This window comes from Marinimicrobium locisalis (assembly GCF_039822625.1).
Taxonomy (GTDB): Bacteria; Pseudomonadota; Gammaproteobacteria; order Pseudomonadales; family Cellvibrionaceae; genus Marinimicrobium; species Marinimicrobium locisalis.
In genome coordinates, this window is record NZ_JBDLLG010000013.1 from 98,538 (window position 1) to 124,055 (window position 25,518).

Genomic DNA, 25,518 nt, shown 5'->3' on the forward strand with positions numbered 1-25,518 from the left:
CGCCACCTACCATCCTCTATGAAATTACCCCGCCAACCTACCGGCCCGGTAATCGTTGATGGCCTCTTCGATTTCATCCGGGGTATTCATCACAAAGGGCCCGTACTGCGCAATGGGCTCTTTGATGGGTTTGCCGGCCAATACCAGCGCCCGGGTGCCCTGTTTGCCGGCGCGGAGGGTAAGGGCTTCGCCATCGCTGAGTAATCCGGCATTGCCACTTTCCTGTTTACGCTCGGGCTCGCCCACGGTTAGGTCTCCTTCGTACACATACACAAAGGCATTCAACCCCTTGGCGATCAGCTGCTCAAAGGTGGCGCCGGCCGGCAGTGCCACATCCCAATAGCGCGGTTCTGTGCTCAGCCCTTGGATGGGACCCGCGACGGTTTTGCCGTCGACCTCCACTTCGCCGGCGATCACTTTAACGGTACCGCCGTTGGTCAGCGTTGCCGTGGGAATCTCACTGGCCGGTATGTCCCGGTAGGTGGCAGGTTTCATTTTTTCCGCGGCGGGCAGGTTCAGCCACATCTGAAAACCGCGCATGCGGCCTTCCTCCTGCTGGGGCATTTCCGAGTGAATAACGCCGCGCCCGGCGGTCATCCACTGAACATCCCCGCTTTTCAGGTCGCCTCGGTTGCCCATGTGGTCCTCATGAAGCATATGGCCCTCAAGCATGTAGGATACGGTCTCAAAGCCACGGTGCGGGTGTGAGGGAAAGCCGCCGGCGTAATCGTCCGAGCTCTCGGAGTTGAACTCGTCGAGCATCAGGAAAGGATCGAAGCGCGCCTGCTGGCTTTGACCCAAGCTGCGCCGAATTCGCACACCGGCTCCGTCGCTGGTGCCGAGGGCGGGTATTACTGTCTTCAATTGGCGTTGCATAAATATCTCCTACACATCTAAAAGGGTGGCGCTGTCCATTCGTTCTTGGGCCGTTAAGCCGCCGCCAGTTCGGTAATGGTGTCTTGCGCAGCGGCCAGTGCCTGTTTCTGGTTGTCTTCGCCCATGTTGAGGCCTTCGGCGTAAATAAAACGGGTGCTGGTTAAACCCAAAAACGCCAGGAAGGTATTCAGGTAGCCGGTTTGCGAGTCCGCCTCGGTGCCCTGATAGATGCCGCCTCGGGCCGCGAAAATGTAAACGGGGCGGTCCTTGAGCAAGCCTTCCGGGCCGCTTGAGGTGTACTTGAAGGTCTCCCCGGAGCGGGCGATGTGGTCAAAGTAGGCCTTGAGGGTGGACGGTACGCCGAAGTTGTACATGGGCACACCGAATACCACTACATCCGCCCGGCGCAGTTCATCAATCAACTGGTCGGAGTAGGTCACGATATCTTGCTGAGTGGCGGTGCGCTTGTTCTCCGGGGTTATGAAAGCGTGCAGACGCTCCGCATCCAGATGCGGAATGGGGTGGCGCGCCAAGTCCCGAACGATGACTTTTCCCTCGGGGTTGTGCTGGCGCCAGCGCTTGACGAACTGATTGCCGAGCGTGGTGGAGTGTCCGTTGTCGCCAGACAGACTGCTGTTGATTTGAAGTAGTGTGGCCATGTCGCATCTCCTTGGAGGTGTTTGCTGTGTATGGCTCTATTAAATGATTTGACGAGCGAATAATAAACAGCGATATTTAGCGTAGTTTGATCAAATTATTTGATGTATCTGGAGAGGCCTACCTGTGGAACCCAAAGTCAGCCTGGATCAGTGGCGGGCGTTTTTGGCGGTTATTGACGAAGGCGGTTACGCCAAAGCCGCCGAGCGCCTGGGCAAGAGCCAGTCCGCCATGTCTTACGCCATCACCCAGTTGGAGACGGCGCTAGGGGTAGCGGTGTTCGAGCTTCGGGGCCGCCGCGCCGTGCCCACGGCGGCGGGGGAGGTTATGCACCGCCGGGCCCGGCACTTACTCATGGAGGCGGAGAGCCTGGAAAACGCTGCCGTTCAGCTATCGGCCAAGGTGGAGCCGTTGGTGGCCCTTGCGGGGGATATTATCGTGCCGCCGGAGCAGGTGCTGGCATGTATCGCTTCGTTTTCACGGGAGTTTCCGGATACCCGGGTGGAGCTCTATGAGTCGGTGATGAGTGGTACCGAAGACGCTCTGGTGCAGCGCAACGTGGATCTGGCCGTGGCGGCGCGCGTGCCGGCGGGCTTTCACGGTGAATACTTGATGTCGGTCACCTTTCGCGGGGTTACCAGCCCGGACCATCCCCTCCAGCGTTTGGGGCGCCCGGTCAGTTATGACGACCTGCGCCATTACCGCCAGTCCATTGTTCGGGATTCGGGGATACACCGGCGTTACAGTGAAGGGTGGCAGGAAGCCGAACAGCGCTTGACGGTGAGCCATATTCGCACCTCGCTGCAGGCCATTCGGTTGGGGTTGAGCTACGCCTGGCTGCCGGAGGCTTACCTAACGGAGGACTTAAAGGCCGGGCGACTGAAGTTGATCCCCATGGAAACCGAAAGCGAACGGGTGCACGCTTTGTATTTGATATTCGCCGACCGGGAGTTGGCCGGGCCGGCGACGCGGTTTTTGGCGGAGGTGTTGAAGACGCAGCTGCCGCGGATGTAGGGAGATATTTTGTCAGGTGGCGCTTCGCTTACCTGGCCTACACGGGTGGATAATGCGTAGGTCAGGTAAGCGAAGCGCCACCTGACAATCAAGGTTCGGCTACTCCCCCGGCAAACCACCCCGCGTCAATCGCTCGGGGTTCAACAACCGCTCCAACTCTTCCCGTCCAATGTCCGTCTCCTCATCCGCCACGTCGATAATCGGCCGGCCCTCGGTGTAGGCTTTCTTGGCAATAGCGGCGGCCTTGTTGTAACCGATAATCGAGTTAAGCGCGGTGACCAGCACGGGGTTGCGTGCCAGGGCCTGTTGCAGGTTGCTTTCCCGCACCGTGAAGGTGGCGATCGCCCGTTCCGCGAGGACCTCGGCGGAGTTGGTCATTCGCTCAATGCTGGACAATAGGTTGTGGGCCACCAGCGGCAGCATCACATTCAATTCAAAGTTGCCGGACTGACCGGCGATGGTAATGGTGGTGTCTTTGCCCATGACATCGGCGCAAGCCATGGCGACGGCCTCGGGAATCACCGGGTTAACCTTGCCGGGCATGATGGAAGAGCCGGGCTGTAGGGCTTCAAGCTCAATTTCCCCCAGTCCCGCCAGAGGGCCGGAGTTCATCCAGCGCAGGTCATTGGCGATTTTCATTAGCGCCACGGCCAGGGTTTTAATTTGGCCGGAGGTGGCCACGGCCACGTCCTGGCTGCTTTGCAGGGCGAAGAAGTTGTCGGCGGCGGAGCACACCAGGCCCACATTCTCGGTCAGTTGGCGGGCAAACAGGGGGGCGAAGTCCGGGTGGGCGTTGACGCCGGTGCCCACGGCCGTGCCGCCTTGGGGGAGGGTGCACAGCTGGTCCAGACACTGGTACAGGCGCGCCTCGCAGGCGGCGATTTGCCCGGCCCAGCCGCCTAGCTCTTGCCCCAGGGTGACCGGCATGGCGTCCATCAGGTGGGTGCGGCCGGTTTTGACCACCGAGTCCAATTCCTGTGCCCGTTTGAGCAGGGTAGTGTGGAGGAACTTCAGTTTCGGCAGCAGGTGGTTATTCATGGCCAGGGCGGCGCTTAGGTGGATGGCGGTGGGAATAACATCGTTACTGCTCTGGCTCATGTTGACGTGGTCATTGGCGCTCACGGTCTGGTCGCAGCGCTCACTGGCCAGGTGGGCCACCACCTCGTTGACGTTCATGTTGGTGCTGGTGCCGGAGCCGGTCTGATAGACGTCCACGGGGAACTGGTTGTCATGTCGCCCCCGAACGATTTCATCACAGGCGTCGACAATCGCCTTGGCCACGGGAGCTTCCAGTAGCCCCAGGGCGGCGTTGGCTTGGGCGGCCGCTTTTTTGATGCGGGCCACCGAGTGAATAAACGCCGAGGGTAGGGGGGTGCCGCTGATGTGGAAGTTGTTTACGGCGCGTTGGGTCTGCGCCCCGTACAGGGCATCGGCGGGGACGCGAACGTCCCCCATGCTGTCCTGCTCCGTCCGGTAATTGCTCATGCTGGCCTCCTTCTCAGTGCGGCGCCGCCGCTGAATGAACAGAATTCACTTTAAAGATATAACGTTAAGAATAATCGCTAACTACTTGAATTACTTGAGGGTAATAGCTGCTTCCAAATAGGTTCAAGTGATTAAGCAGGTGGTACAAGTTGTACAGGGGCACCCGTTCACGCCAGCCGGGTTCGAGGGGATTCACGGCCAGGTAGTGCTCGTAGAATTCCGGGTCGAACCCGCCAAACAATCGGGTCATGGCGAGTTCCGCCTCGGCCCACCCCCAATGGGTGGCGGGATCGATCAGCACCGGATGGCCCTGTTCGTCACCGTGAATATTGCCACCCCAGAGGTCCCCGTGAATCAGCGAGGGCGACTGGTCGGGAATCAGTGTGGGCAGGCGGGTGCAGAGTCGCTCCAGGGCGTCGAGCTCGTGGCTGTCCAGGTGTCCTTGTTCGTGGGCCAGCCGGCCCTGGTACATCAGCCGGTGTTCGGCGAAGAACTCATGGCCGCTGGGCGTTTCGGGGTTGGGCTGGGGCGTGCGTCCGCAGTAGTTATCGATGCTAAAGCCAAAGGCGGGCGCCGGTTGGCGGTGCATGTGCGCTAGGCCTTCACCCAGGCGCCGCCAGTAATCATCGGCCCGGCGGGCCGGGGCGATGTACTCCATGGCGATAAAGTGCTCTCGGGCCTCGTACACTTCCGGGACCCGCAGGGTGCCGGCGTCCCGCAACGCCGCAAGGCCGGTGGCCTCGGCGATAAAGAAATCCCTGGGGGCGGACGCCTGCTGCTTGATGCACAGGTCACGTCCATCGGTGGTGACGATGTGCGTGGTGTCGCAAATATCGCCCCCGGAGAGGCGCTCGGAGCGGGCAATGTCGGTTTCCAGTTCGTTCTGTAGCCAGTGCGTAATGTCATCCATAGCGTGGTGATCTGCCGTTTTCAGTGAAAGAGTTCGTGATGCAATTTGTCGATTAAGCGGTGACCCCCCTACGTTGCCACGGCCTTGGGTCGGCCGGTCGTCGCGGTAAAAAGTGCTTTGGTCGCCAATCTGTAAATCCCTGTAAGTGGCCGGTACCGTTAGCGTAGTCTAAGCGTTACAATTTCGGGTTCGCCCATTTTCCGTCACCGAACAAAAGGCGTCTCCATGTCCAAGAAGTTTGTGGTACAGAGCGATTATCAACCCGCCGGTGACCAGCCGACGGCCATAGCGGGTTTGGTCAAAGGCATTGACGCCGGCCTGGCACACCAGACTCTACTCGGGGTGACCGGTTCCGGTAAAACCTTCACCATGGCCAATGTCATCGCCCAGTGCCAGCGGCCTACTTTGATTATGGCACACAACAAGACCCTCGCCGCCCAGCTTTACGGCGAGTTCAAGGACTTTTTCCCCAACAACGCCGTGGAGTACTTCGTCTCCTACTACGATTACTACCAACCCGAGGCGTATGTGCCGTCTTCCGACACCTTCATCGAGAAGGATGCCTCGGTCAACGAGCACATTGAGCAGATGCGGCTTTCGGCCACCAAGGCGTTGATGGAACGAAAGGACGCCATTGTCGTGGCAACCGTGTCAGCTATTTACGGCTTGGGCGATCCGGACTCCTACCTGAAAATGTTGCTGCACCTGGTTCGTGGGGACCAGGTAGACCAGCGACAGATTCTGCGCCGATTGGCGGAGCTGCAATACACCCGCAACGATATGGATTTTCAGCGCGGCACCTATCGGGTGCGCGGCGATGTGATTGATATTTTTCCGGCGGACTCAGAGTACGACGCCATCCGCGTGGAGCTGTTTGACGATGAGGTGGAGCAGCTCTCGGTGTTCGACCCGCTCACCGGCGAAATGCGGGGGAAGGTGGCGCGGGCCACTATTTACCCCAAGTCCCACTACGTGACGCCCCGCAGCCGGATGCTGGAAGCCATTGACCACATCAAGGTGGAGCTGGACGAGCGGCTCACGCAGCTTCGGGACAACAATAAACTGGTGGAGGCGCAGCGCCTGGAACAACGCACCCGCTATGACCTGGAAATGATGCAGGAGCTGGGTTACTGCAACGGCGTGGAGAATTACTCCCGTTACCTCTCTGGACGGGAGCAGGGCATGCCGCCCCCGACACTGTTCGATTACCTGCCGCCGGAAGCCTTGCTGATTGTGGACGAGTCCCATGTCACTATTCCTCAGATCGGGGCCATGTACAAAGGCGACCGCTCGCGCAAGGAAACCCTGGTGGAGTACGGTTTCCGTTTGCCCTCGGCCCTGGATAACCGACCCTTGCGGTTTGAAGAGTGGGAGCGATTGGCGCCCCAGATGATATTCGTGTCCGCCACGCCGGGGCCTTATGAAGCGGAGCACGCCGGTCAGGTGCTGGAGCAGGTGGTGCGGCCCACCGGCCTGGTGGACCCGGCGATCGAAGTGCGGCCGGCCACCACGCAAGTGGACGACGCCCTGTCGGAAATTCGGCTGCGGGCCGAACGGGACGAGCGCATTCTGCTGACCGTGCTCACTAAGCGCATGGCGGAAGATCTGACCGAATACCTGGCCGAGCACGGTGTGCGGGTACGCTATCTGCATTCCGACATTGATACCGTCGAACGGGTGGAAATTATTCGCGACCTCCGGCTGGGCGAGTTTGATGTATTGGTGGGCATTAACCTGTTGCGGGAGGGGCTGGATATGCCCGAAGTCTCCCTGGTGGCGATTTTGGATGCGGACAAGGAGGGCTTCCTACGCTCCGAGCGCTCCCTGATCCAGACCATCGGCCGGGCCGCCCGGAACCTGCACGGTAAGGCGATTCTGTACGCAGACCGGGTGACCGGCTCCATGCAGCGGGCCATTGATGAGACCGAGCGGCGCCGGGAAAAACAAATGGCCCACAACGAGCAGCACGGCATCACCCCCATCGGCATTCGCAAAAGTGTGGCCGATATCATGGAGGCCGGCCCGGTGCCGGGCTCCGGCTTGCGAGGGCAGCGCAAGGCCTCGGTGGCCGAGAAACGGGCGAAGTACGAAGTGGAGCAGGAGGGCGATGTGTTGAAAGCCGTCGCCAAGCTCGAGCAGGCCATGTACCAGGCCGCGAAGGACCTGGAATTCGAAGAAGCGGCGCGCCTGCGGGATCAAATCGAAAAGCTCAAGCACCGGGTAGCGTAAATGGGCAACCAACCCTCTTTGTTCGATGAACAGGCATCCGACGAGCCGGAAATACTGATTCGCGAAGACGGCGATGTGAGGCTTTACCGCCGTTGGCTGTCCGCCGAGGAGAGCGGGGCGTTGTTTGCCCGGTTGGAGCAAGAGCTGGAGTGGCAGCAGACCCATATTCAGATGCATGGGCGACGCATTCCCGTGCCGAGGCTCGATGTGTGGTACGGTGACCGAGGACACCGTTATCGGTATTCTGGCGTTGGTTTCGACCCAAAACCTTGGAGCCCGACGCTGGTAACGTTAAAAAAGTCATTGGAAGCAAGACAGGGCTTGACCTTTAACAGCGTCTTAGCCAATCTCTACCGAAGTGGTCGAGACAGCGTGGCTTGGCACAGTGACAACGAGCCGGAGCTGGGGTACAACCCGGTTATCGCCTCCATCAGCCTTGGTGCCGAGCGGCGTTTCGCGCTTCGTCACAAAACCCGAAAGGACCTGCCCTCCGTACGTTTGGACTTGCCAGATGGCTCACTTCTCGTGATGGCCGGGGCCACCCAGCATCATTGGGAGCACGAGCTGGCGAAAACTGCTCGTGCTGTTGGGCCCAGAATAAATCTGACCTTCAGAACGGTATTCGAATCAGGCGGATAGGGTTTATAATTCAACGGATGTAAATGACTTTCAGTCGCAGAGGGATCGGGCGTGGGACCGGTTCCTCCACGCCCCATTTTCAGCCGCCGCTTGTCGGTGGCAAGGAACCAACCAGACGTTTTCTATAAGAATGCGCATAACAACAACCAATCGTCAGGCTAACGCAGTATTTGGGGGCAAAGTTGACTAAAATTCTTGTAGTGGACGACCATGATCTGGTGCGTATGGGCATAGTCCGTATGCTCTCCGATGTGGCCGGCTTCGAGGTGGTGGGTGACGCCAAAAGCGGCGAAGAGGCCGTTTCCAGAGCCCGGGAACTCCTTCCAGATGTGGTGCTGATGGACGTCAAAATGCCCGGCATGGGTGGGTTGGAAGCCACTCGAAAATTGCGCCAGGTTAACCCTGAGATGAAAATTATCGCGGTGACCGCCTGCGATGACAGCCTTTACCCCACCCGTTTGATGCAGGCCGGCGCCGTGGGCTATGTCACAAAAGGGGCCGAATTTACCGAAATTACCGATGCCATCCACAAGGTGATTCGCGGCGACCTCTATATGAGCAACAGCATCGCCCAGCAGCTGGCGCTGAAGAACTTCTCCGGTGAAGGGGAAAAGACCTCACCATTTGAGCGCCTGTCCCAGCGGGAGCTCCAAACGGCCATGCTGATTGCCAACGGCCAGAGGGTGCAAGACATCGCGGATATTTTCTGCGTCAGCCCGAAAACGGTGAATAGCTATCGGTACCGCATTTTCGAGAAGCTCGATATTCACAGTGATGTGGAATTGACGTTGTTGGCGGTAAAGCACAACTTCCTGGATCCGGAAGCGGTGGTTTAATCGGGCCCATTTTGGTAGGTGGCGCTGCGTTTAACCGGCCTATTTTGTTAGGTGGCGCTTGCGCTTACCTAACCTACGTATATGCCCTACACGTTTACCAACCGCGTAGGTTAGGTAAGCCCAAGCGCCACCTAACAGAAAAAGCCAGGTAAGCCCCCTAACAAATCCACTCCGACGCGCTTCCCCAATCTGTTATCCTTCCCACCCATGACCACGCCCGAACCCTTCGACCATAAACGCTTTTTGTCCAACACCACTCAGCAGCCCGGCATCTACCAGATGTACGACGCCGAGGGGGAGTTGCTGTATGTCGGTAAAGCCAAAAATCTGAAAAAGCGCCTGGCGAGTTACTTTCGCCCAACGGGACTCTCGCCCAAGACCCACGCGCTGGTGGCGAAAATTCAACAGATCGACGTCACGGTGACTTCCACTGAAACCGAAGCGCTGATTCTTGAGCAGAACCTGATCAAGTCGCACCGCCCGCCCTACAATATTCTGCTGCGGGACGACAAATCCTACCCCTATATCTTTCTCTCCAGCGGTGAAACCTTCCCGAGGATTAGCTTTCACCGCGGTTCCAAGAAAAAGCGTGGGGATTATTTCGGCCCTTACCCCAACGTCGGGGCGGTCCGGGATAGCCTGAATTTTCTGCAAAAGACCTTTCAGGTGCGCCAGTGTGAAGACAGTGTGTTCAGAAACCGGTCCCGGCCTTGTCTTCAGTACCAGATTAAGCGCTGTACCGCGCCCTGCGTGGATTTCATTAGCCCGGAAGACTACGCCGAGGACGTTCGCCATACCCGGATGTTTCTCGCGGGCCAGAGTGATGCCTTGATGAAAGAGTTGGCGGACCAGATGGAAACCGCCTCCCAGGCGCTGGACTTCGAGCGGGCAGCGGCCCTGCGGGACCAGATTACCGCGCTGCGCTCCATCCAGTCCCAGAATCTGATTGAAGAAGGGCGGGGCGACCTGGATGTGGTGGCCGCCGTGCTGCAAGCCGGCTTGATCTGCGTGCATGTGCTGTTTGTGCGCCAGGGCCGCATTTTGGGCAGCCGTAGTTTTTACCCCCATGCCAACCTGGCGGATTCCGAAACCGAAGTGCTGGGGGAGTTTCTACCGCAGTTCTATTTGGCGAGCGAGGGGCGTGAAATTCCCCGGGAGATTGTCACCAGCCACCCGATGGAAGACGCGGAGCTGCTTTCCCAGGCCCTGCGGGAGGCCTCGGGCCGGCAGGTGGTAGTAACGGACAAGGTGCGCACCCACCGCTCTCAGTGGGTGCAAATGGCCGCTACGGCGGCGGCGCAGAACTTGGCCAGCCGGGTGAACAGTCGCAAGAACAGTATGGACCGGTTCCTCGCGCTGCAGGACGCGCTGGGCCTGGATGAGATGCCCCAGCGGCTGGAGTGCTTTGATATCAGCCACAGCAGCGGTGAGCTGACTCAGGCCTCCTGTGTGGTGTTCGATACCAACGGGCCCCTGAAGTCCGATTATCGGCGCTTTAATATTGAGGGGGTGACGGCCGGCGATGACTATGCCGCGATGGAACAGGCACTGAAGCGCCGCTACACGCGGTTGCAGAAAGGCGAGGGGAAGTTGCCGGACATTTTGGTCATTGATGGGGGTAAGGGGCAGTTGAGCACGGCCAAGGCGGTATTGGCGGAGCTGGGTGTGAATAATGTGCCCATTCTGGGCGTGGCCAAGGGCACCACGCGCAAGGCGGGCTTTGAAACGCTGATTTGGGCGGAGACCGGCGAGGAGATTGTGATGTCCAGCGATTCCTCGGCGTTGCACTTGTTGCAGCACATTCGCGATGAGGCCCACCGCTTTGCGATTACCGGCCACCGTCAGCGCCGGGATAAAAAGCGTCGGACCTCCAGTTTAGAGGGTGTGCCGGGCATCGGCGCCGGCCGTCGCCGAGAGCTGTTGCGCCATTTCGGCGGTTTGCAGGAAGTCCAGAAAGCGAGCGCCGCGGACCTGGCCAAGGTGCCGGGCATCAGCAAGCGTCTGGCCGAGGAGATTTACGGGCATTTGCATGATGGGTAGGGGGTCATCATGGTAGGTGGCGCTTTCGCTTACCTACCCTACGCAGTAACCACCGAAGTTGCGTCCCGGTGTAGGGTAGGTAAGCGAAGCGCCACCTACCAAAAAACTAGAAGTATGGTGCCGGGAGCGGGACTTGAACCCGCACGACCTTTCGGTCCCAAGATTTTAAGTCTTGTGTGTCTACCAATTTCACCATCCCGGCAAGGGAAGGAATACCTGGGGCGTTATGGCAGAGCCCCACGCTTTAGCAGTGCTTCGCACTGCCTGCTGTGGCCGTTCCCGGACATCCTGTCCTCCACGGCACTAGTACATCCTGTACGTCGGTCACTTCCAGCGTCCTGCTTCCCATGACACTAGTACGTCCTGTACGTCGTCTACCAATTTCACCATCCCGGCGGGGAGGTACTTCAAGGGAGAAAATTGGAGGCGCGAGCCGGAGTCGAACCGGCCTAACCGGATTTGCAATCCGGGGCATAACCGCTTTGCTATCGCGCCTTGCGTGAAGAGGGCGGAATTCTAAAGGAATCGGAAAAAAAATCCTAGGGGTTTCCGAGACTTATCCGCAATTTCTTGAAATTGCTCGCTTTTTAATCATTCTCCGACGGCGGTTCGGCCGAGGTTTTCATAAAAGGAGCCGCGGCTTTCAGGTAGAGGATCATGGACCACAGGGTCAGCAGCGCCGCGCTGTATAGGGTGATGTAACCCACCCATACGAAGAAGGCAAAGGGCAGGTCGGCCAGCAGCACGATCAGCGCGGTCATTTGCAGGGTCGTTTTGATCTTTCCGATGTAGGAGACCGCCACGCTGGCTCGTTGGCCCAGCTCGGCCATCCATTCGCGCAGGGCGGAGATGACGATCTCCCGGCCCACAATCACTATGGCCGGTGCGGTGAACCAGGGGCTGCTGTGCAGCTCGACCAGTAGCACCAGGGCAATCACCACCATCAGTTTGTCGGCCACCGGGTCAAGAAATGCGCCAAACGGTGTGCTTTGATTGTACTTGCGGGCGACATAACCGTCCGCCCAGTCGGTAATGGCGGCCACGCTGAAAATCAGTGCCGAGACGAAGTGCGCCCAGCCGAACGGCAAGTAAAAGACCACCACAAACAATGGGATCAAAACTATGCGGATCAGGGTCAGTTGGTTAGCCAGGGTCATGGGGTGATTCTGTCTCTGCTTCGCTACGTTGGGCGAATCATACAGCCGCAGACGCACACTGACTAGCCCGCCGTGACGGCGTTGAAATCGAGGGAGTGCGGTTGCCGCCCCCGCCGAGCCTTTGGGGGGAGGGGAATCCTCAGACCGGAGGGATGGCTCGGTCCAGGGCGCCGACATCCAGGAATGGGGAGGCGTCAATATCTTTGGCGTCCATCATCTCAGCTACGCGCTGGAGGGCGGCGATGATCATGCCTTGCTCCCACTCGTCCAGCGCCCGGAAACGGCGCACAAAGTTGTCTTGCAGGGCTGTGGGGGCGGTTGAGAGGATTTTTCGGCCGTGGTCGGTCAGCCGTGGATGAACTTTGCGCTTGTCGGTCTCGGAACGAACCCGCTCGATCAGCTCACGCTTTTGCAGCCGGTCCAAAATAGTGGTGACCGTGGCCTGGCTTAGGCTCATGTCCCGGGCCAGCTCGCTGATGGTCATGTCGCCCTTGGCATTGACGATTTGCAGCAACAGCAACTGAGGGCCTGTAACGCTGGCGGTTTTAACCAGTTTCTTGGAGTGCAGATCAGTCGCTCGTATCACCCGGCGCAGGGCTACGAGTACCTCTTCGATTTTGTCCGAGGTGCTCATGGTCTTCAGCGCGCTCAGGTTGTGCTCGGCCCGCGAGGCCAGTCCCTGGGGTGTGCGAGGTTCTTCGTTGGTCATGCCGGTTTCTCCGAGGCTCGGGTGGACTCATTATTTAGCTTAGTGTACTATACATTTTTCTTTAGTTCTCTAATTAATTTGCTGATAATCTCGGCAGAGCCCACTTGGGGCGTTTTTTGGGGAAGAAATCGCGCAATTTGGGGCGCAAACCTTGAATTTTTCCCGGTTTGCAGTCATACCCTATAAAGCATTTTCACGCTGGGAAGGATCAGACAATGACAGACACACCCGATGACAATCTGGATTTTCGCCGTCCCACCGCCGACGTGGGATACTTGCTGAATAAACTGGTTGAAGCCAGCCCGCCCCTTGACCCCAACTCCATCTACTGCAACCTGCTCCAATGCTCTCACTTTGCCGACACCGCCGTGGCGGTTTTTGACGGTGATTCGCTGGTGGGCTTTGTCTCCGGTTACGTCATTCCCAATAAGCCGGATACCCTGTTTGTCTGGCAGGTGGTGATTGCCGAGGCCGCGCGGGGTAAGGGGTTGGCAAAACGCATGCTCAAGGAACTATTGAGCCGGGAGGCCTGCGCCGAGGTACGGTACATCGAGACCACCATTACCCCGGATAACGAGGCTTCCTGGGCGCTGTTCCGCAGCCTGGCCCGCGACCTGGATACCACGCTGGACAGCGAAGTCTTCTTCGAAAGCGAAACCCACTTTGGTGGTGAGCATGACGCTGAACACCTATTGGTAATCGGCCCCTTTCACTCAGAGCGCGCCACCACGGTGTAATCCGAGTTTGTTAATAAAGGCTGATTAGTCACAGTCAAAGGGGCGGATAGGCTCGCCCCCGACTTTAATCAATGTAAAACGGAGTAACCTATGATCGTTCGCACCCTAAAAGACGCTGAAAAGTCCGGTCGCAAAATCACGTCCGAAGGCTTTGATAGCACCCGCCTTCTGCTTAGAAACGACAATATGGGCTTTTCCTTCCACATCACGACGATCTATCGGGGTGCGGAGCTGAACTTGCATTACCAGAATCACCTGGAGTCGGTGTACTGCATTTCCGGCTACGGCGAGGTGGAAACTCTGGCCGATGGCAAGAAATATGAGATTGCTCCGGGAACCATGTACGCCCTGGATATGAACGACAAGCACATCCTGCGCGGCATTGAGGAAATGAAAGTGGCCTGTGTATTCAACCCGCCACTGCACGGCAAGGAAAAGCACAACGCCGAAGGCGCCTATGAGCTCGACGCCGAAGAAATTTCGGATTAAGTCGTCCGCCGGGAGGTGGCCTGCCCGTTGTTAAACAGGCCACACCCCTCGATAGGGCGGCACCTTATCCAGGGCAAACCCATCCAGAATGGAGGACGTATGTCACACACAGTCGAGAAGATCGGCGGCACATCGATGAGTGATTACGAAGCCGTACGCGACAATGTGGTAATGAAAAACGGCAAGGACGAGGATCTTTACAACCGGATATTTGTGGTTTCCGCCTACGGCGGCCTGACCGACTTACTGCTGGAAAACAAAAAGAGCGGCCAACCCGGTGTCTATGGGCTGTTCGCCAGCACGGACAATGACGACCCGTGGATGGAGGCCTTTGACGCCGTTCGCAAGCGAATCCACGAGCTGAACAAAGAATATTTTGGCGATACGGAGCTGCGCAAAGAGGCCGATAAATACATTGAGGCTCGCCTGGATGACGCGGAACGCTGCCTGACGGACTTGCAGCGGTTGTGTCAGCACGGTCACTTCGAGCTGGACGCTCACCTGTTCACGGTCCGGGAAATGCTCGCCAGCATCGGCGAGGCCCACAGCGCCTGGAACATGGCGAAGTTGTTGCAGCGCGACGGCGTGAATGCCCGCTTTGTGGACCTTTCGGGCTGGAAGGCTGACGGTGCTCTGGCGCTCGATGAGATGATCAAGCAGCGCTTCGCCGGCATTGATTTCGCGACCGAGCTGCCCATTGTGACCGGTTATACCCACTGTAAAGAGGGTTTGATGGCGAGCTTTGATCGCGGCTACAGCGAAATGACCTTCAGCCGGATCGCCGTTATTACCGGCGCCACCGAAGCGATCATCCATAAGGAGTTCCACCTGAGCAGCGCGGACCCGCGTCTGGTCGGGGCCGACAAGGTCGTGCCCATCGGCCGCACCAACTACGATGTGGCGGATCAACTGGCAAACCTGGGGATGGAAGCCATTCACCCCCGCGCCGCCAAAGGCCTGCGCCAGAACGGTATTGCACTGCGGGTGAAGAACACCTTTGACCCGGATCACGCCGGCACCTTGATCACCGGTGACTACGTGAGCGAGAAGCCCTGTGCGGAAATCATCGCCGGGCGCAAGGGGCTCTATGCCATCGAATTGTTTGACCAGGACATGATGGGCAACATTGAGAAGTACGATTCGGGCATTCTGCACCAGATTTCCCGCTTCAAGGCCCACGTGGTGAGCAAGGACATTAACGCCAACACCATTGTTCATTATGTTGCCGGCAACCTGAAAACGGTCAACCGGATTCGCAACATGCTGGAAGAGAAGTACCCGGATGCGGAAATTGACGTGCGTAAGATCGCCGTGGTTTCAGCCATCGGGAGCGATATGAAAGTCTCCGGCATGCTGGCGAAATCCGCCACCGCGTTGTCATCCGCCAACATCAGCGTGCTCGCCGTGCATCAGTCCATCCGTCAGGTGGATATGCAGTTCGTGATCAACGAAGATGATTACGAACAGGCGGTGAAAAGCCTGCACAAGGCACTGGTGGAAGTGCATGACCACGGGGACGCCATATGCGCAGCCTGACCAGGCTGGCCGCATTCCTTCTGCTCTGCGCCTCGGTCTCGGTGTTCGGTCAACAAGACGAACCCGACTCCGAGGCGCGTCAGCGTGTGGCCGAGGATATTGATAAACTCGAAGAGCCGATGTACAGCCCCTTCATTGAGCGGTATATGCTCGATGAGCTCAAACAGTTACGCATTGATTTATCCAACCAACGGGCGGACTTGATTCAGCAAGTGGTCGACCGGGAGCTCAATTCGGTGGACCGCGGGGTCACCTACGCCACCAATACCGTTACGTATTTTTTCTACCTGATTGCGGCAGTGAGTTCCTTGCTGGTACTGCTCGGCTGGAACTCGCTACGCGACATCAAAGAAAAGATGAGTAACCTGGCCGATGAAGAAGTGAGCAAGCTGGTCAATGCTTACGAGGTACGATTGCGGGGCATCGAAAAGCAAATTACCCAGAAGAGCTTACATATCGATGCTAACCGCGAGGAAATCGAGCGCACCCAGGAAATCCATTCTCTATGGTTGCGGGCCAACCAGGAACAGGCTTCCGCCAACAAGATCGCCATTTACGATCAGATTCTGGCCATCAAGCCGGAGGACTGTGAAGCACTGACCTACAAGGCCGACGTGGTTTTGGAGCTGGGCGAACCCCAGTGGGCCGTTAACCTGTGTCAACAGGCGCTGGCGATTGACTCCGACAATGCCCATGCCTTTTACCAGCTGGCCTGCGCCCACACCTCTTTGGGCCACTACGAGGAGGGTATTCACTTCCTGGCCGAGGCCCTGAATCGAGCGGAAAGTTACCGGGAGTCCCTGATGCAGGACCCGGCGCTGTTCCCTCTGCACGACTTGCCCGGCTTTCAGGAGCTGGTCGGTCCTCGGGAGGAAGAATAGGAAAGGGCGGGGCGGTTTCGGCTGCCCTAGTTCAAACGTTTTTTTGCTGGCCCGGCACATACTGAATAATAACCGTAAACTCGAACCAAATGGAGTGACGCATGTTTGAGAAACTCGCCCGCCTGCTGGGCCTGAGTGCCATCCCCCAAATCTTTTTTATTGCCGTCGGCATCTTGGTGCTGTTCGTCGGGTTTGCCATTCCCTTCAACGACCAGTTCGCGGCGTTTTTTGACATGCTCGGGGCCTTTACCTTTGTCAACTTCGGTTGGTTCTATGTGCTCAGTGTCAGCGGCCTGCTGCTGTTTCTGATTTGGATCGCCACCGGGCGTTACGGCCATATTCGACTGGGGCCCGACGGGGTAGGGCCGGAGTACGGCACGGTCACTTGGTTCTGTATGCTGTTTGCGGCCGGTGTCGGCACTATTTTAATGTTCTGGGGCGTGGCCGAGCCCATGTCCCACTTCGCCAATCCCCCCATGGGGGAGGTGGAGGGCGGCACCAAGGATGCCGCACGCCTGGCCATGAACTTCTCCCTTTACCACTACGGCCTTCACACTTGGACGATTTTTACCTTGCCTGCCCTGGCCATTGGTTACTTTACCTATCGCCAAGGCCTGCCCATGCGCATCAGCAGCGTCTTCTATTCCGTGCTGGGTGATCGCATTTACGGTCCGGTGGGTTGGGCCATCGATATTATCGCCTTGCTCGGGACCTTGTTTGGCGTCGCGGTTTCCGTGGGTCTTGGGACCTTGCAGCTCAATACCGGAATGAACTATCTGTTTGGTTTGCCCAAAAACCAGATTGCGGAGCTGGGTATCGTGGCCGGCATTACGCTGGTCGCTTCCATTTCCGTGGCGCTGGGCTTGGACAAGGGCATCAAGCGGCTCTCCGAGTTTAATATCATTATTGCCCTGGTTATTCTGGCGTTCGTGGCCGTGACCGGACCCACACTGTTTATTGTCTCCGGCACGGTACAGAATATCGGTGCCTACCTGCACAACCTGCCCTGGATGGCGTTCTGGACCGAGGCGTACAACGAGGGTAGCTGGCAGCGACACTGGACGGTGTTCTATTTCGCCTGGACTATTTCCTGGGCCCCTTACGTCGGGATCTTTATCGCCCGCATATCCAAGGGACGCACCATCCGCCAGTTTGTGGGGGGCGCCTTGGGTGCTCCTTTGCTGTTCACCATGGTGTGGTTTTCCGTGTTTGGGATGTCCGCTATTGATTTGGACCTGAACCACGGTACCGATATTGCGGGCCAGGTCCAGGAGGACGTCTCCGTGGCCCTGTTCAGCTTCCTGGAGCAGTTCCCCTGGTCCGGTCTGATTTCGGCCCTGGCCGTTATCGTGATTGTGGTGTTTTTGACCACCTCCGCCGACTCGGCGGCCTTGGTGGTGGACTTACTCTCCCGGCGGGACGATCAGCCGTCGCTCACTTGGCAGCGGGTTTTCTGGACGCTGCTGCTCGGCCTGGTCGCGGGTACGCTGCTGCTCGGCGGGGGGCTGCAGGCATTGCAGAATGTGATCACCGCGCTGGGCTTTCCATTCTGTGTGTTGTTGGTGTTTATGGCCTACTCTCTGACACGGGCGCTGCACGCGGATTACCTGGGTTACTCGATGGAAGAGCTGGCCCAGGGCAAGGCGCCGCCCATGGGACCGATGGGGCCCCTTCCTCATGAACGGAAAGGGGTTGGCGAAAAAGAGGAGTAAGCGAAATGAGCGAGCAACGCGTCTACCGGGTCTACGAGCCCGGCGATGAGTCGAGCTTGAAGCTGGAGCGTGAGCCCCGGGCCGAGCCGGGGTTCGGCCAGGTACGGGTTCGCCACCGGGCGATTGGCCTCAACTATATTGATATTTACCACCGCAGCGGGCTCTACCCTCTGGAACTGCCCACCGGCATCGGGCTTGAGGCGGCCGGTGTGGTCGAGGCGATTGGCCCCGATGTTAAAGGGGTATGCGAGGGGGACCGGGTGGTTTACTGCAGCGGCCCCCCGGGGGCCTATGCGGATACCCATGTGGTCTCTGCCGAGCGTTTGCTCCCCATTCCCGAGACCCTCAGCGACGAAGTTGCGGCCGCCAGCTTGCTCAAGGGGCTCACCGCCGCCTATTTGCTGCATAAAACCCACCCGGTCAAAGCCGGAGAAACCCTGTTGTGGCACGCCGCCGCCGGTGGAGTGGGGCTCTTGGCCTGCCAGTGGGCCAAGCATTTGGGTGCCCGGGTTATCGGCACCGCCGGGTCCGAAGCCAAAGCTAATCTGGCGCGGGAGCGGGGCTGTGATGAGGTGATTCTGTACCGAGAAGAAAACGTGGTAGAGCGCCTCAAAGCTCTGACTGAGGGTAAAGGGGTGCCCGTGGTGTACGATTCGGTGGGCAAGGATACCTTCGAGACGTCCCTCGACTGCCTGGCGCCGCTCGGGTTAATGGTGAGTTTTGGCAACGCTTCCGGGGCCGTTCCGGATTTCAGCCCGCTGTTGTTGGCCCAAAAAGGCTCCTTGTTTTTCACCCGCCCGACGCTCGGGCACTACAGCGCCTCGCGGGAGTCTCTGGAAGCGCTGGCCGGCCTGTGGTTTGACGCCGTGACCTCCGGTGCGGTAAAAGTGGACATCCATCAGCGTTATTCGCTGGAAGAGGTGCCCCAGGCCCATCGTGACCTGGCAACGCGTCAGACCACGGGGGCGAGTGTAATCATCCCTTAACAAGGCGCGTAACCCGACACCCACGAATTTGGACACCCGCTATGCCCAAAGGCTTCGGCAACAAACTGGTTATCGCCATCTCCTCCCGCGCTCTGTTCAATTTGGACGAGAGCCATCAGGTGTTTGAGAAGGAAGGGTTGGCGGCCTACGCCGATTACCAGATTGAGCGGGAGGACGAGCCCCTCAAACCCGGGGACGCTTTCCCCATGGTGCAGAAACTGCTCCACTTGAACGAAAGCCTGGGCGGGGACCCTCGGGTGGAAGTGATTCTGCTTTCCAGAAACAGCGCGGACACCGGCCTGCGGGTATTCAACTCCATCGAGCACTACGGCCTGAACATTACCCGGGCGGCGTTTTGCAGCGGCAGCAGCCCGTACCGGTACACGGGCGCCTTTGGCTGCCACCTGTTTCTCTCCACCGACGGGGAAGATGTACGCCAGGCGCTGAACCAGGGCGTGGCAGCGGCCACGTTGGTGGCGGCGAAGAATAAGTCCGAAAACGAGGAAGAACTGCGCTTCGCCTTCGATGGTGACGCGGTGCTTTTCTCCGATGAGGCCGAACAGGTCTTCAAAAGCCAGGGTCTGAGCGCTTTTACCGAGAGCGAACGGGCCTCGGCCAAAACCCCGCTTAGCGGCGGCCCCTTCAAGGCTTTTTTGTCGGCACTTCAAGGGCTGCAAAGCGAGTTCACCGAAAGCCGCTGCCCCATCCGTACCGCGCTGGTTACCGCCCGTTCCGCACCGGCCCACGAGCGGGTCATCCGCACGCTGCGGGCCTGGAACGTCCGCATCGACGAATCCCTGTTTTTGGGCGGCCTGCCCAAAGGCGAATTTCTGAAAGCCTACGGCGCTGATGTCTTCTTTGATGACCAGCAACAACACATCGAATCCGCCAGTGAACACGTCGCCAGTGGCCATGTCCCTCACGGTGTTGCGAACCAAGCCTCATAAAGGGTGGTTGGATCGAGCGTTTATATAGTCTAAAGTTATAGCATGGGTTGAAAATTGATCGGGAGGGCTGGCAATTTGCCCGGTAAGGATCTATTCTAGAAAAGAATAATTAACTAACTTTTTATAACACCGTCCTTCACGTGTCGGATACCCTCGGCGCAAGCCAGTAGTCTGCCCTACAGAGGGTTATAGGCGAGACTTAACGGAGGCCTACGGAGGGCTCTACGAAGGACAAGAAGGGGGCACTATGAAGCTGCAACAACTGCGTTATATCTGGGAAGTGGCGCACCACGACCTGAATGTGTCTGCGACAGCTCAGAGCCTGTATACCTCCCAGCCGGGTATCAGTAAGCAGATTCGGTTACTCGAAGATGAGCTGGGCGTGGAAATTTTCTCCCGCAGCGGCAAACATCTGACCCGCATTACCCCAGCGGGCGAGGCGATTCTGAAAACCGCCGGCGAGATTCTACGCAAGGTAGACAGCATCAAGCAGGTGGCTCAGGAGTTCAGCAACGAGCGCAAGGGCAGCCTGTCCATCGCCACTACCCATACCCAGGCGCGTTATGCGTTGCCGCCGATCATTCAGTCTTTTATCAAGCAGTACCCCGATGTGTCGTTGCATATGCATCAGGGCACACCGATGCAGATTTCGGAGATGGCGGCGGATGGTACGGTGGATTTTGCCATCGCGACGGAGGCGATGGAGTTGTTCAGTGATTTGGTGATGATGCCTTGTTACCGTTGGAACCGCTGTATTGTGGTGCCTCGGGAGCATCCGCTGGCGCAGGTCCAGCCGTTGACGTTGGAGTCGGTGGCGAAGTATCCGATTGTGACGTATGTGTTCGGGTTTACGGGCCGCTCGAAGCTGGATGAGGCGTTTATGAACCGGGGCCTGGCGCCGAAGGTGGTGTTCACGGCGGCGGATGCGGATGTGATTAAGACGTATGTCCGTCTGGGCCTGGGCATTGGTATTGTGGCGAAGATGGCGGTGGATGAGCGTTTGGATCCGGATTTGGTGGCGCTGGATGCGAGTCATTTGTTTGAGTCGAGCGTGACGAAGATCGGTTTCCGCCGCGGTACGTTCCTGCGTGGGTTTATGTACGATTTCATTGAGCGTTTCGCCCCTCATTTGACCCGTGAGATCATTGATGAGGCTTACAACCGCCACTCCCGAGCGGAGTTGGAGGAGCTTTTCGAACACGTGGAGCTTCCGTCTCATTAAGGTTTGAACGAACCAGCCCCTCAAAAACCCGGCCCTCAGCGCCGGGTTTTCTATTAGCGAGTTTAGGTCTCCATGTGGGCGTCTGTATTTGCATCTCGTCCGGTATCGGGTGGGGAGTATGCCTCAAAGACCCGCCGTGAATACATCCATGTAGGCTTCTCATCGGCATCCATGCCTCGGCTTTGGCTTCCTGCGTCGCCCTAACACCTACATCCATGTAGGCGTCAGAGAGTCTTTGAGGCATACTCCCCACCCGATACCTCAGTACCGTAGGGTGGGTAAGGCGTTAGCCGCCACCCACCAATAATGTTTGCGATCGGGATCTTTCCGTGACGTTTTTTGGTAGGTGGCGCTTCGCTAACCTACCCTACGCCCCTCCATGGTCTTCAGAATCCTTTATGGCGGATGCGCCTTCAGTACCCCCCTTCGAGGCCTCAGTGCCAATAGTTGGATGTGGGAGAAAGTTCCGTAAGGTGGGTAAGGCGTTAGCCGCCACCTACCAAAATCACTCTCCACCACACCCGCCTTCTCGCCGGACTCTCCAACAAACCACAAAAACAAAAACAAAAACTTATACAAATCCCCTTGCGCTGTACAGAATAATGGCCTATAACTTATACAACACTTACACAGTTGTACAAGAGGTCCTCATGGCCACCACAGATGAAAAAATCCCCGTCGGTATCAGCGAATGCCTCCTCGGCGAACCCGTCCGGTTTGACGGCGGCCACAAACGGAACCGCTTCCTCACCGACATCATGAGCCGCTACTTCGACTATCGGCCGGTCTGCCCCGAAGTGCTCATCGGCCTCGGTATTCCTCGCAAACCCATCCGACTCGTCGCCACCGACAAAGGCACTCGAGTCCGAGGCGTGGAAGACGACAGCCTCGACGTCACCGAAGCACTGGCCGCCGAAGCCGACAGCGCCCTGCAGCGGATGCCCGACATCTGTGGCTACGTACTTATGCAAAACTCCCCCAGCTGCGCCGGTTTTCGTATGAAGCGCTACACCGAGAAAGGCTTCCCCCTGGACAGCGATGGCGTGGGCGCCTTTGCCGGCCGGTTGATGGAGCTCCACCCGCTGTTGCCCGTCGAAGAAGCCGGTCGGCTGACCGATGCCGGGCTGCGGGACAACTTCATCGCCCGCGTATTCGCCTACAAAGACTGGAAAGACTCCGTCGAAGCCGACCCCACACCGGGCAAACTGGTGGACTTCTACTCCCGGTATAAATACCAGGTTATGGCGCACCACGTCCCCGGTTACAAGGCTCTCGGGCCCCTGGTGGCGCAGGCCGGGAGCCGGGATATTCACGAGCTGTGCCGGGAGTTTCTGGAAACGTTTATGGATGCCCTGCGCCACAAGGCCACGCGCAAGGGCAACACCAACGCCATGATGCACCTGCGTGGCTACCTGCGCGGGCTGCTCGACCAGGACGAGCAGAGCGAACTGTCCGAGGTGATCGACTCCTATCGATGTGGGGAGGTGCCGTTGGTGGTACCGCTGACGCTGCTCAAGCACTACCTGCGCAAGGTGGATAACCCATACCTGCAGCAACAGACCTTCTGGTCTCCCCATCCCGACAAACTGGGTTTACGCAACGTGGATATGGGCTGAGGCCATGACAGAGCAAAGCATCCCCCCAGAGGCGGTCCCGATCCGGACCGTTTCAGAACAAACCGGCGTCAATAGCGTGACTCTCAGAGCCTGGGAGCGGCGCTACGGTTTGATCAAACCCTTGCGTACGGAAAAGGGGCACCGGCTGTATCGCCCCGAAGACATTGAGCGAATCGAGCTGATTCAGCAGTGGCTCGCCCGGGGCGTTGCCGTCGGGCAGGTTAAAGCGCTGCTTGACGACGCTTCCGGCGATCCGGCCGCTCCCGAGGCGGAGTTCGGCCCCTGGGAGTCGCACCGCCGGGAGATTCTCCAAGCCGTGAACGCGCTAAACAGAGCGCAGCTTGAACACAAACTGGCGGAGCTGACGTCGCTGTACCCCCCGGCGGTGTTAGTGGATCAGTGTTTGGAGCCGCTGCTGAGCGAGTACCGTACCGCCCAGCATCGTCGCCCTCTGTTCGGAGCGGCTACGCGCCTGGCGTTTCTTGAAAGTAGCCTGGCCGGTTTTTTCGCCTCGGCGCGGTACCGGCAGACGGTGGAGCGCAAAGCGCCGCGTTTGCTGTTGTTGGACACAGGCCGGGCCCCCGATTCGGTGACGCCGGTGATCCTAGCGTACTGCCTGGGCGTAAACAGCGTTCGAGTGGACTTCTTCGGGCCCATACCTCAATCAGAGTGTGTTTACGCGGTGGAACAGCTCGGCTCGGACGCGCTTCTACTGTTCTCCGACGGCGCTCCGGTGGCTGACTTGGCGCGCCAGCAACGTGAGCTGAGCCATCAACTGCAATTGCCGGTTTGGCTCGCCGGGCGTCAGGTTGCCTTGAGCGACCCGGCGCTTGAGCCGCACTGCGTTGGGCAAACCCACGGTGAGATTCTGATGGAGTTGGCGAAGCGCCTCGGGCGCGAGACCGGAAGTCCTGAGTTGACCGAATCGGGAGTTACCCCCTAATGGACCACCCCCTGTTAAACCGGGTACAGACGCTGTATGAGCGTTTTGACCCAGCCCTTGTGGAGGCGCTGGATCAAATCTACAGCGATGAGGTTGTGTTTGAAGATCCCCTGCATCACGTGGAGGGCCTGGCGGCTTTGCGCCGCTATTTCGCCGGTCTGGTTGAAGGCCTGGACGAGTGCCGATTCGAGTTCGCCGATGCCTTGACCGAGTCCGCCGCAGGGCAGGGCGGCCAGGCGGTGTTGTTCTGGACCATGCACTACCGCCACCGGAAACTCAGAGGGGGCGCACCCCTGCGTCTGGTCGGCAGCAGCCATTTGAGGTTCACCGACCGAGTCACTTATCACCGGGATTACTTCGACGCGGGGGCCATGCTCTACGAACATGTTCCGATGCTCGGGTTTGTGATTCGCAAGCTGAAAGCGAGGTTGGGCTAACCCATGCGAGCACTGGTTTGGCTGCGCAATGATCTGCGCTTAAGAGACAACCCCGCCCTCTACCACGCCGCGGAGGAGCGCCAGGGCGTGGTCGCCGTTTACGTGCTGTGCGAGCGCTTCATCGAGCGCCACGAGACCGCTCCCGCGCGGCTGGACTTTATTCGACGGCACCTGTCGATTCTTCAAAAAGATTTGGCGCAGCGGGGCATCCCCCTGGTGCTGTTGCGGGTGCGCGAGGCGGGCGAAATTCCGACCCGATTACTGGCGCTGGCCCGCCATGAGAACTGCGACCGGCTGTACTTTAACGCCGAATACCCGCTTGATGAACTCAATCGCGACCGCCAGGTGGCAGATGCGGCTCTGGCCGACGGATTGCACTTCAAGCGATTCCACGACCGGGTGATTTTGCCCCCTGGAGAAGTTCGCAATGGCCAGGGCGAACCCTATCGCGTTTTTACCGCTTTCAAGAAACGCTGGCTGCAACTGGCTAGCGGGCTTGCCATGGCGCCCCACGGCCTGCCACCCCGGCAACCGGAGACGTTGAACTCTCTGACTACCAGAGGTTTGAGCCTGGAGCAGCTATTTCAACGGCTCGCCCTGAGAGATCTCGCCCACCTGTGGCCGGCCGGAGAAGAGCAAGCCCTGGCCCGGTTGAGTGAGTTCTGTGATGAGGCGATTGGTGACTACAAAGCCCTTCGGGACTTCCCGGCGGAGCCGGCCACCTCCGAGTTGTCGCCGTACCTGGCGGTGGGTTCGGTCTCGCCGCGACAGTGCCTCACTGCCGCCTTGCGGGCCAATGACGGCCGCTGGGACGGCGGCCGCGAGGGGGTGGCTACCTGGATCGGAGAGCTGGTCTGGCGGGATTTTTACCAGCATGTGGTGGTGGACTTTCCCCAGGTCTGTCAGCGCAAACCCCTGCAAACCTACACCGAAGGCTTTCCCTGGCGTTGGGACCAGGCGGACTTCAATCGCTGGCGGCGCGGTGAAACCGGTATCCCCATCGTGGATGCCGCCATGCGCCAACTCGCGCAAACCGGCTGGATGCACAACCGTCTGCGGATGGTGACGGCCATGTTTTTGACCAAGAACCTCCGAATCGACTGGCGCATGGGGGAGTCCTGGTTCATGTCTCAGCTGATTGACGGCGATTTCTCGGCCAACAACGGCGGCTGGCAGTGGAGTGCTTCGACCGGGACCGATGCGGCCCCGTACTTTCGGATTTTCAATCCGGTGACTCAATCCGAACGTTTTGATCCCAACGGCCGTTTTATTCGTAAGTATGTTCCAGAGCTGAAGGCGCTGTCTGACAAGGCCATTCACGATCCGCCGCCGGTATCGGGGTACCCCAAGCCGATGGTGGACCTGAAAGCCAGCCGGCAAGACACCATTGCGCTGTTCAAGGCGTTACATGGGCATCGCAAATCCGAAACTGGAGATGAGTAGTGAGCGACGGGAGCGGG

General features: G+C 58.7%; 23 protein-coding genes and 2 tRNA genes. 17 read left to right on the top strand and 8 right to left on the bottom strand.

Features of this window, described 5'->3' with window-relative positions; genetic code table 11:
• Positions 1–24: 24 nt before the first annotated feature.
• Both AAE514_RS09935 and AAE514_RS09940 read right to left on the bottom strand, forming a co-directional pair.
• Entirely contained in the window at positions 25–876 is an 852-nt protein-coding gene (locus tag AAE514_RS09935) for a pirin family protein (RefSeq protein WP_347331378.1), read from the bottom strand.
• Positions 877–929: 53 nt separating this feature from the next.
• Positions 930–1,535: an FMN-dependent NADH-azoreductase gene (locus tag AAE514_RS09940; RefSeq protein WP_347331379.1), complete on the bottom strand. Its 606-nt coding sequence runs from the start codon at positions 1,533–1,535 to the stop codon at positions 930–932.
• Between the two features lie 124 nt (positions 1,536–1,659).
• On the opposite strand from AAE514_RS09940, the gene AAE514_RS09945 reads away from it, so the two are divergent.
• Positions 1,660–2,547: a LysR family transcriptional regulator gene (locus tag AAE514_RS09945; protein ID WP_347331380.1), complete on the top strand. Its 888-nt coding sequence runs from the start codon at positions 1,660–1,662 to the stop codon at positions 2,545–2,547.
• Positions 2,548–2,646: 99 nt separating this feature from the next.
• On the opposite strand, the gene AAE514_RS09950 is transcribed toward AAE514_RS09945, so the two are convergent.
• Together AAE514_RS09950 and AAE514_RS09955 are read right to left on the bottom strand one after the other, a co-directional pair.
• On the bottom strand, positions 2,647–4,032 hold the full coding sequence (locus AAE514_RS09950) for a class II fumarate hydratase (protein WP_347331381.1): 1,386 nt from the start codon (positions 4,030–4,032) through the stop codon (positions 2,647–2,649).
• 64 nt (positions 4,033–4,096) lie between these two features.
• Entirely contained in the window at positions 4,097–4,942 is an 846-nt protein-coding gene (locus tag AAE514_RS09955; RefSeq protein ID WP_347331382.1) for a fructosamine kinase family protein, read from the bottom strand.
• Positions 4,943–5,167: 225 nt separating this feature from the next.
• Between AAE514_RS09955 and uvrB the strand changes: the two genes are divergently transcribed.
• The 4 genes from uvrB to uvrC all read left to right on the top strand — a co-directional run bounded on the left by uvrB (position 5,168) and on the right by uvrC (position 10,686).
• Positions 5,168–7,171 carry an excinuclease ABC subunit UvrB gene (gene uvrB, locus AAE514_RS09960; RefSeq protein WP_347331383.1) on the top strand — a complete coding sequence of 668 codons (2,004 nt, stop codon included), beginning with the start codon at positions 5,168–5,170 and terminating at the stop codon, positions 7,169–7,171.
• Positions 7,172–7,810 carry an alpha-ketoglutarate-dependent dioxygenase AlkB family protein gene (locus AAE514_RS09965; RefSeq protein WP_347331384.1) on the top strand — a complete coding sequence of 213 codons (639 nt, stop codon included), beginning with the start codon at positions 7,172–7,174 and terminating at the stop codon, positions 7,808–7,810.
• Positions 7,811–7,992: 182 nt separating this feature from the next.
• A complete protein-coding gene (locus AAE514_RS09970; protein ID WP_347331385.1) occupies positions 7,993–8,646 on the top strand; it encodes a response regulator in 654 nt (217 codons plus the stop codon).
• Positions 8,647–8,853: 207 nt separating this feature from the next.
• The gene (gene uvrC, locus AAE514_RS09975; RefSeq protein ID WP_347331386.1) at positions 8,854–10,686 is read left to right on the top strand and encodes an excinuclease ABC subunit UvrC; all 1,833 of its coding nucleotides are present in this window, start codon (positions 8,854–8,856) and stop codon (positions 10,684–10,686) included.
• Positions 10,687–10,801: 115 nt separating this feature from the next.
• Here the strand turns inward: uvrC and AAE514_RS09980 are convergent.
• The 4 genes from AAE514_RS09980 to AAE514_RS09995 all read right to left on the bottom strand — a co-directional run bounded on the left by AAE514_RS09980 (position 10,802) and on the right by AAE514_RS09995 (position 12,477).
• Positions 10,802–10,888, bottom strand: a tRNA-Leu gene (locus AAE514_RS09980).
• Positions 10,889–11,107: 219 nt separating this feature from the next.
• Positions 11,108–11,181 (bottom strand) — tRNA-Cys (locus tag AAE514_RS09985).
• A 92-nt stretch (positions 11,182–11,273) separates the two neighbouring features.
• Positions 11,274–11,843 carry a CDP-diacylglycerol--glycerol-3-phosphate 3-phosphatidyltransferase gene (gene pgsA, locus AAE514_RS09990; protein WP_347331387.1) on the bottom strand — a complete coding sequence of 190 codons (570 nt, stop codon included), beginning with the start codon at positions 11,841–11,843 and terminating at the stop codon, positions 11,274–11,276.
• Positions 11,844–11,982: 139 nt separating this feature from the next.
• Positions 11,983–12,477, bottom strand: a complete 495-nt coding sequence (locus AAE514_RS09995; RefSeq protein ID WP_347331421.1) for a MarR family winged helix-turn-helix transcriptional regulator — start codon at positions 12,475–12,477, stop codon at positions 11,983–11,985.
• 290 nt (positions 12,478–12,767) lie between these two features.
• Between AAE514_RS09995 and ectA the strand changes: the two genes are divergently transcribed.
• From ectA to phrB, 12 genes are all read left to right on the top strand, one after another.
• Positions 12,768–13,289: a diaminobutyrate acetyltransferase gene (gene ectA, locus AAE514_RS10000; protein WP_347331388.1), complete on the top strand. Its 522-nt coding sequence runs from the start codon at positions 12,768–12,770 to the stop codon at positions 13,287–13,289.
• Positions 13,290–13,379: 90 nt separating this feature from the next.
• A complete protein-coding gene (locus tag AAE514_RS10005) occupies positions 13,380–13,778 on the top strand; it encodes an ectoine synthase (protein WP_347331389.1) in 399 nt (132 codons plus the stop codon).
• Between the two features lie 99 nt (positions 13,779–13,877).
• Positions 13,878–15,314, top strand: coding sequence for an aspartate kinase (locus AAE514_RS10010; RefSeq protein WP_347331390.1), 1,437 nt, complete (start codon positions 13,878–13,880; stop codon positions 15,312–15,314).
• Positions 15,302–16,195: a TPR end-of-group domain-containing protein gene (locus AAE514_RS10015; RefSeq protein ID WP_347331391.1), complete on the top strand. Its 894-nt coding sequence runs from the start codon at positions 15,302–15,304 to the stop codon at positions 16,193–16,195. The genes AAE514_RS10010 and AAE514_RS10015 overlap by 13 nt, the downstream gene beginning before the upstream one ends.
• Before the next feature lie 101 nt (positions 16,196–16,296).
• Positions 16,297–17,907, top strand: coding sequence for a BCCT family transporter (locus AAE514_RS10020; RefSeq protein WP_347331392.1), 1,611 nt, complete (start codon positions 16,297–16,299; stop codon positions 17,905–17,907).
• A 5-nt stretch (positions 17,908–17,912) separates the two neighbouring features.
• On the top strand, positions 17,913–18,893 hold the full coding sequence (locus tag AAE514_RS10025; protein WP_347331393.1) for a quinone oxidoreductase family protein: 981 nt from the start codon (positions 17,913–17,915) through the stop codon (positions 18,891–18,893).
• 41 nt (positions 18,894–18,934) lie between these two features.
• Positions 18,935–19,840, top strand: coding sequence for a 5'-nucleotidase (locus tag AAE514_RS10030; protein ID WP_347331394.1), 906 nt, complete (start codon positions 18,935–18,937; stop codon positions 19,838–19,840).
• Between the two features lie 247 nt (positions 19,841–20,087).
• A complete protein-coding gene (gene cysB, locus AAE514_RS10035) occupies positions 20,088–21,062 on the top strand; it encodes an HTH-type transcriptional regulator CysB (RefSeq protein WP_347331395.1) in 975 nt (324 codons plus the stop codon).
• 650 nt (positions 21,063–21,712) lie between these two features.
• Complete coding sequence (locus AAE514_RS10040; protein ID WP_347331396.1) at positions 21,713–22,678, top strand: YbgA family protein; 966 nt, start codon at positions 21,713–21,715, stop codon at positions 22,676–22,678.
• Positions 22,679–22,682: 4 nt separating this feature from the next.
• Positions 22,683–23,621: a MerR family transcriptional regulator gene (locus tag AAE514_RS10045; RefSeq protein ID WP_347331397.1), complete on the top strand. Its 939-nt coding sequence runs from the start codon at positions 22,683–22,685 to the stop codon at positions 23,619–23,621.
• Positions 23,621–24,058: a nuclear transport factor 2 family protein gene (locus AAE514_RS10050; RefSeq protein ID WP_347331398.1), complete on the top strand. Its 438-nt coding sequence runs from the start codon at positions 23,621–23,623 to the stop codon at positions 24,056–24,058. The genes AAE514_RS10045 and AAE514_RS10050 overlap by 1 nt, the downstream gene beginning before the upstream one ends.
• A gap of 3 nt (positions 24,059–24,061) precedes the next feature.
• The gene (gene phrB / locus AAE514_RS10055) at positions 24,062–25,501 is read left to right on the top strand and encodes a deoxyribodipyrimidine photo-lyase (RefSeq protein WP_347331399.1); all 1,440 of its coding nucleotides are present in this window, start codon (positions 24,062–24,064) and stop codon (positions 25,499–25,501) included.
• The last annotated feature ends 17 nt before the right edge of the window (positions 25,502–25,518 follow it).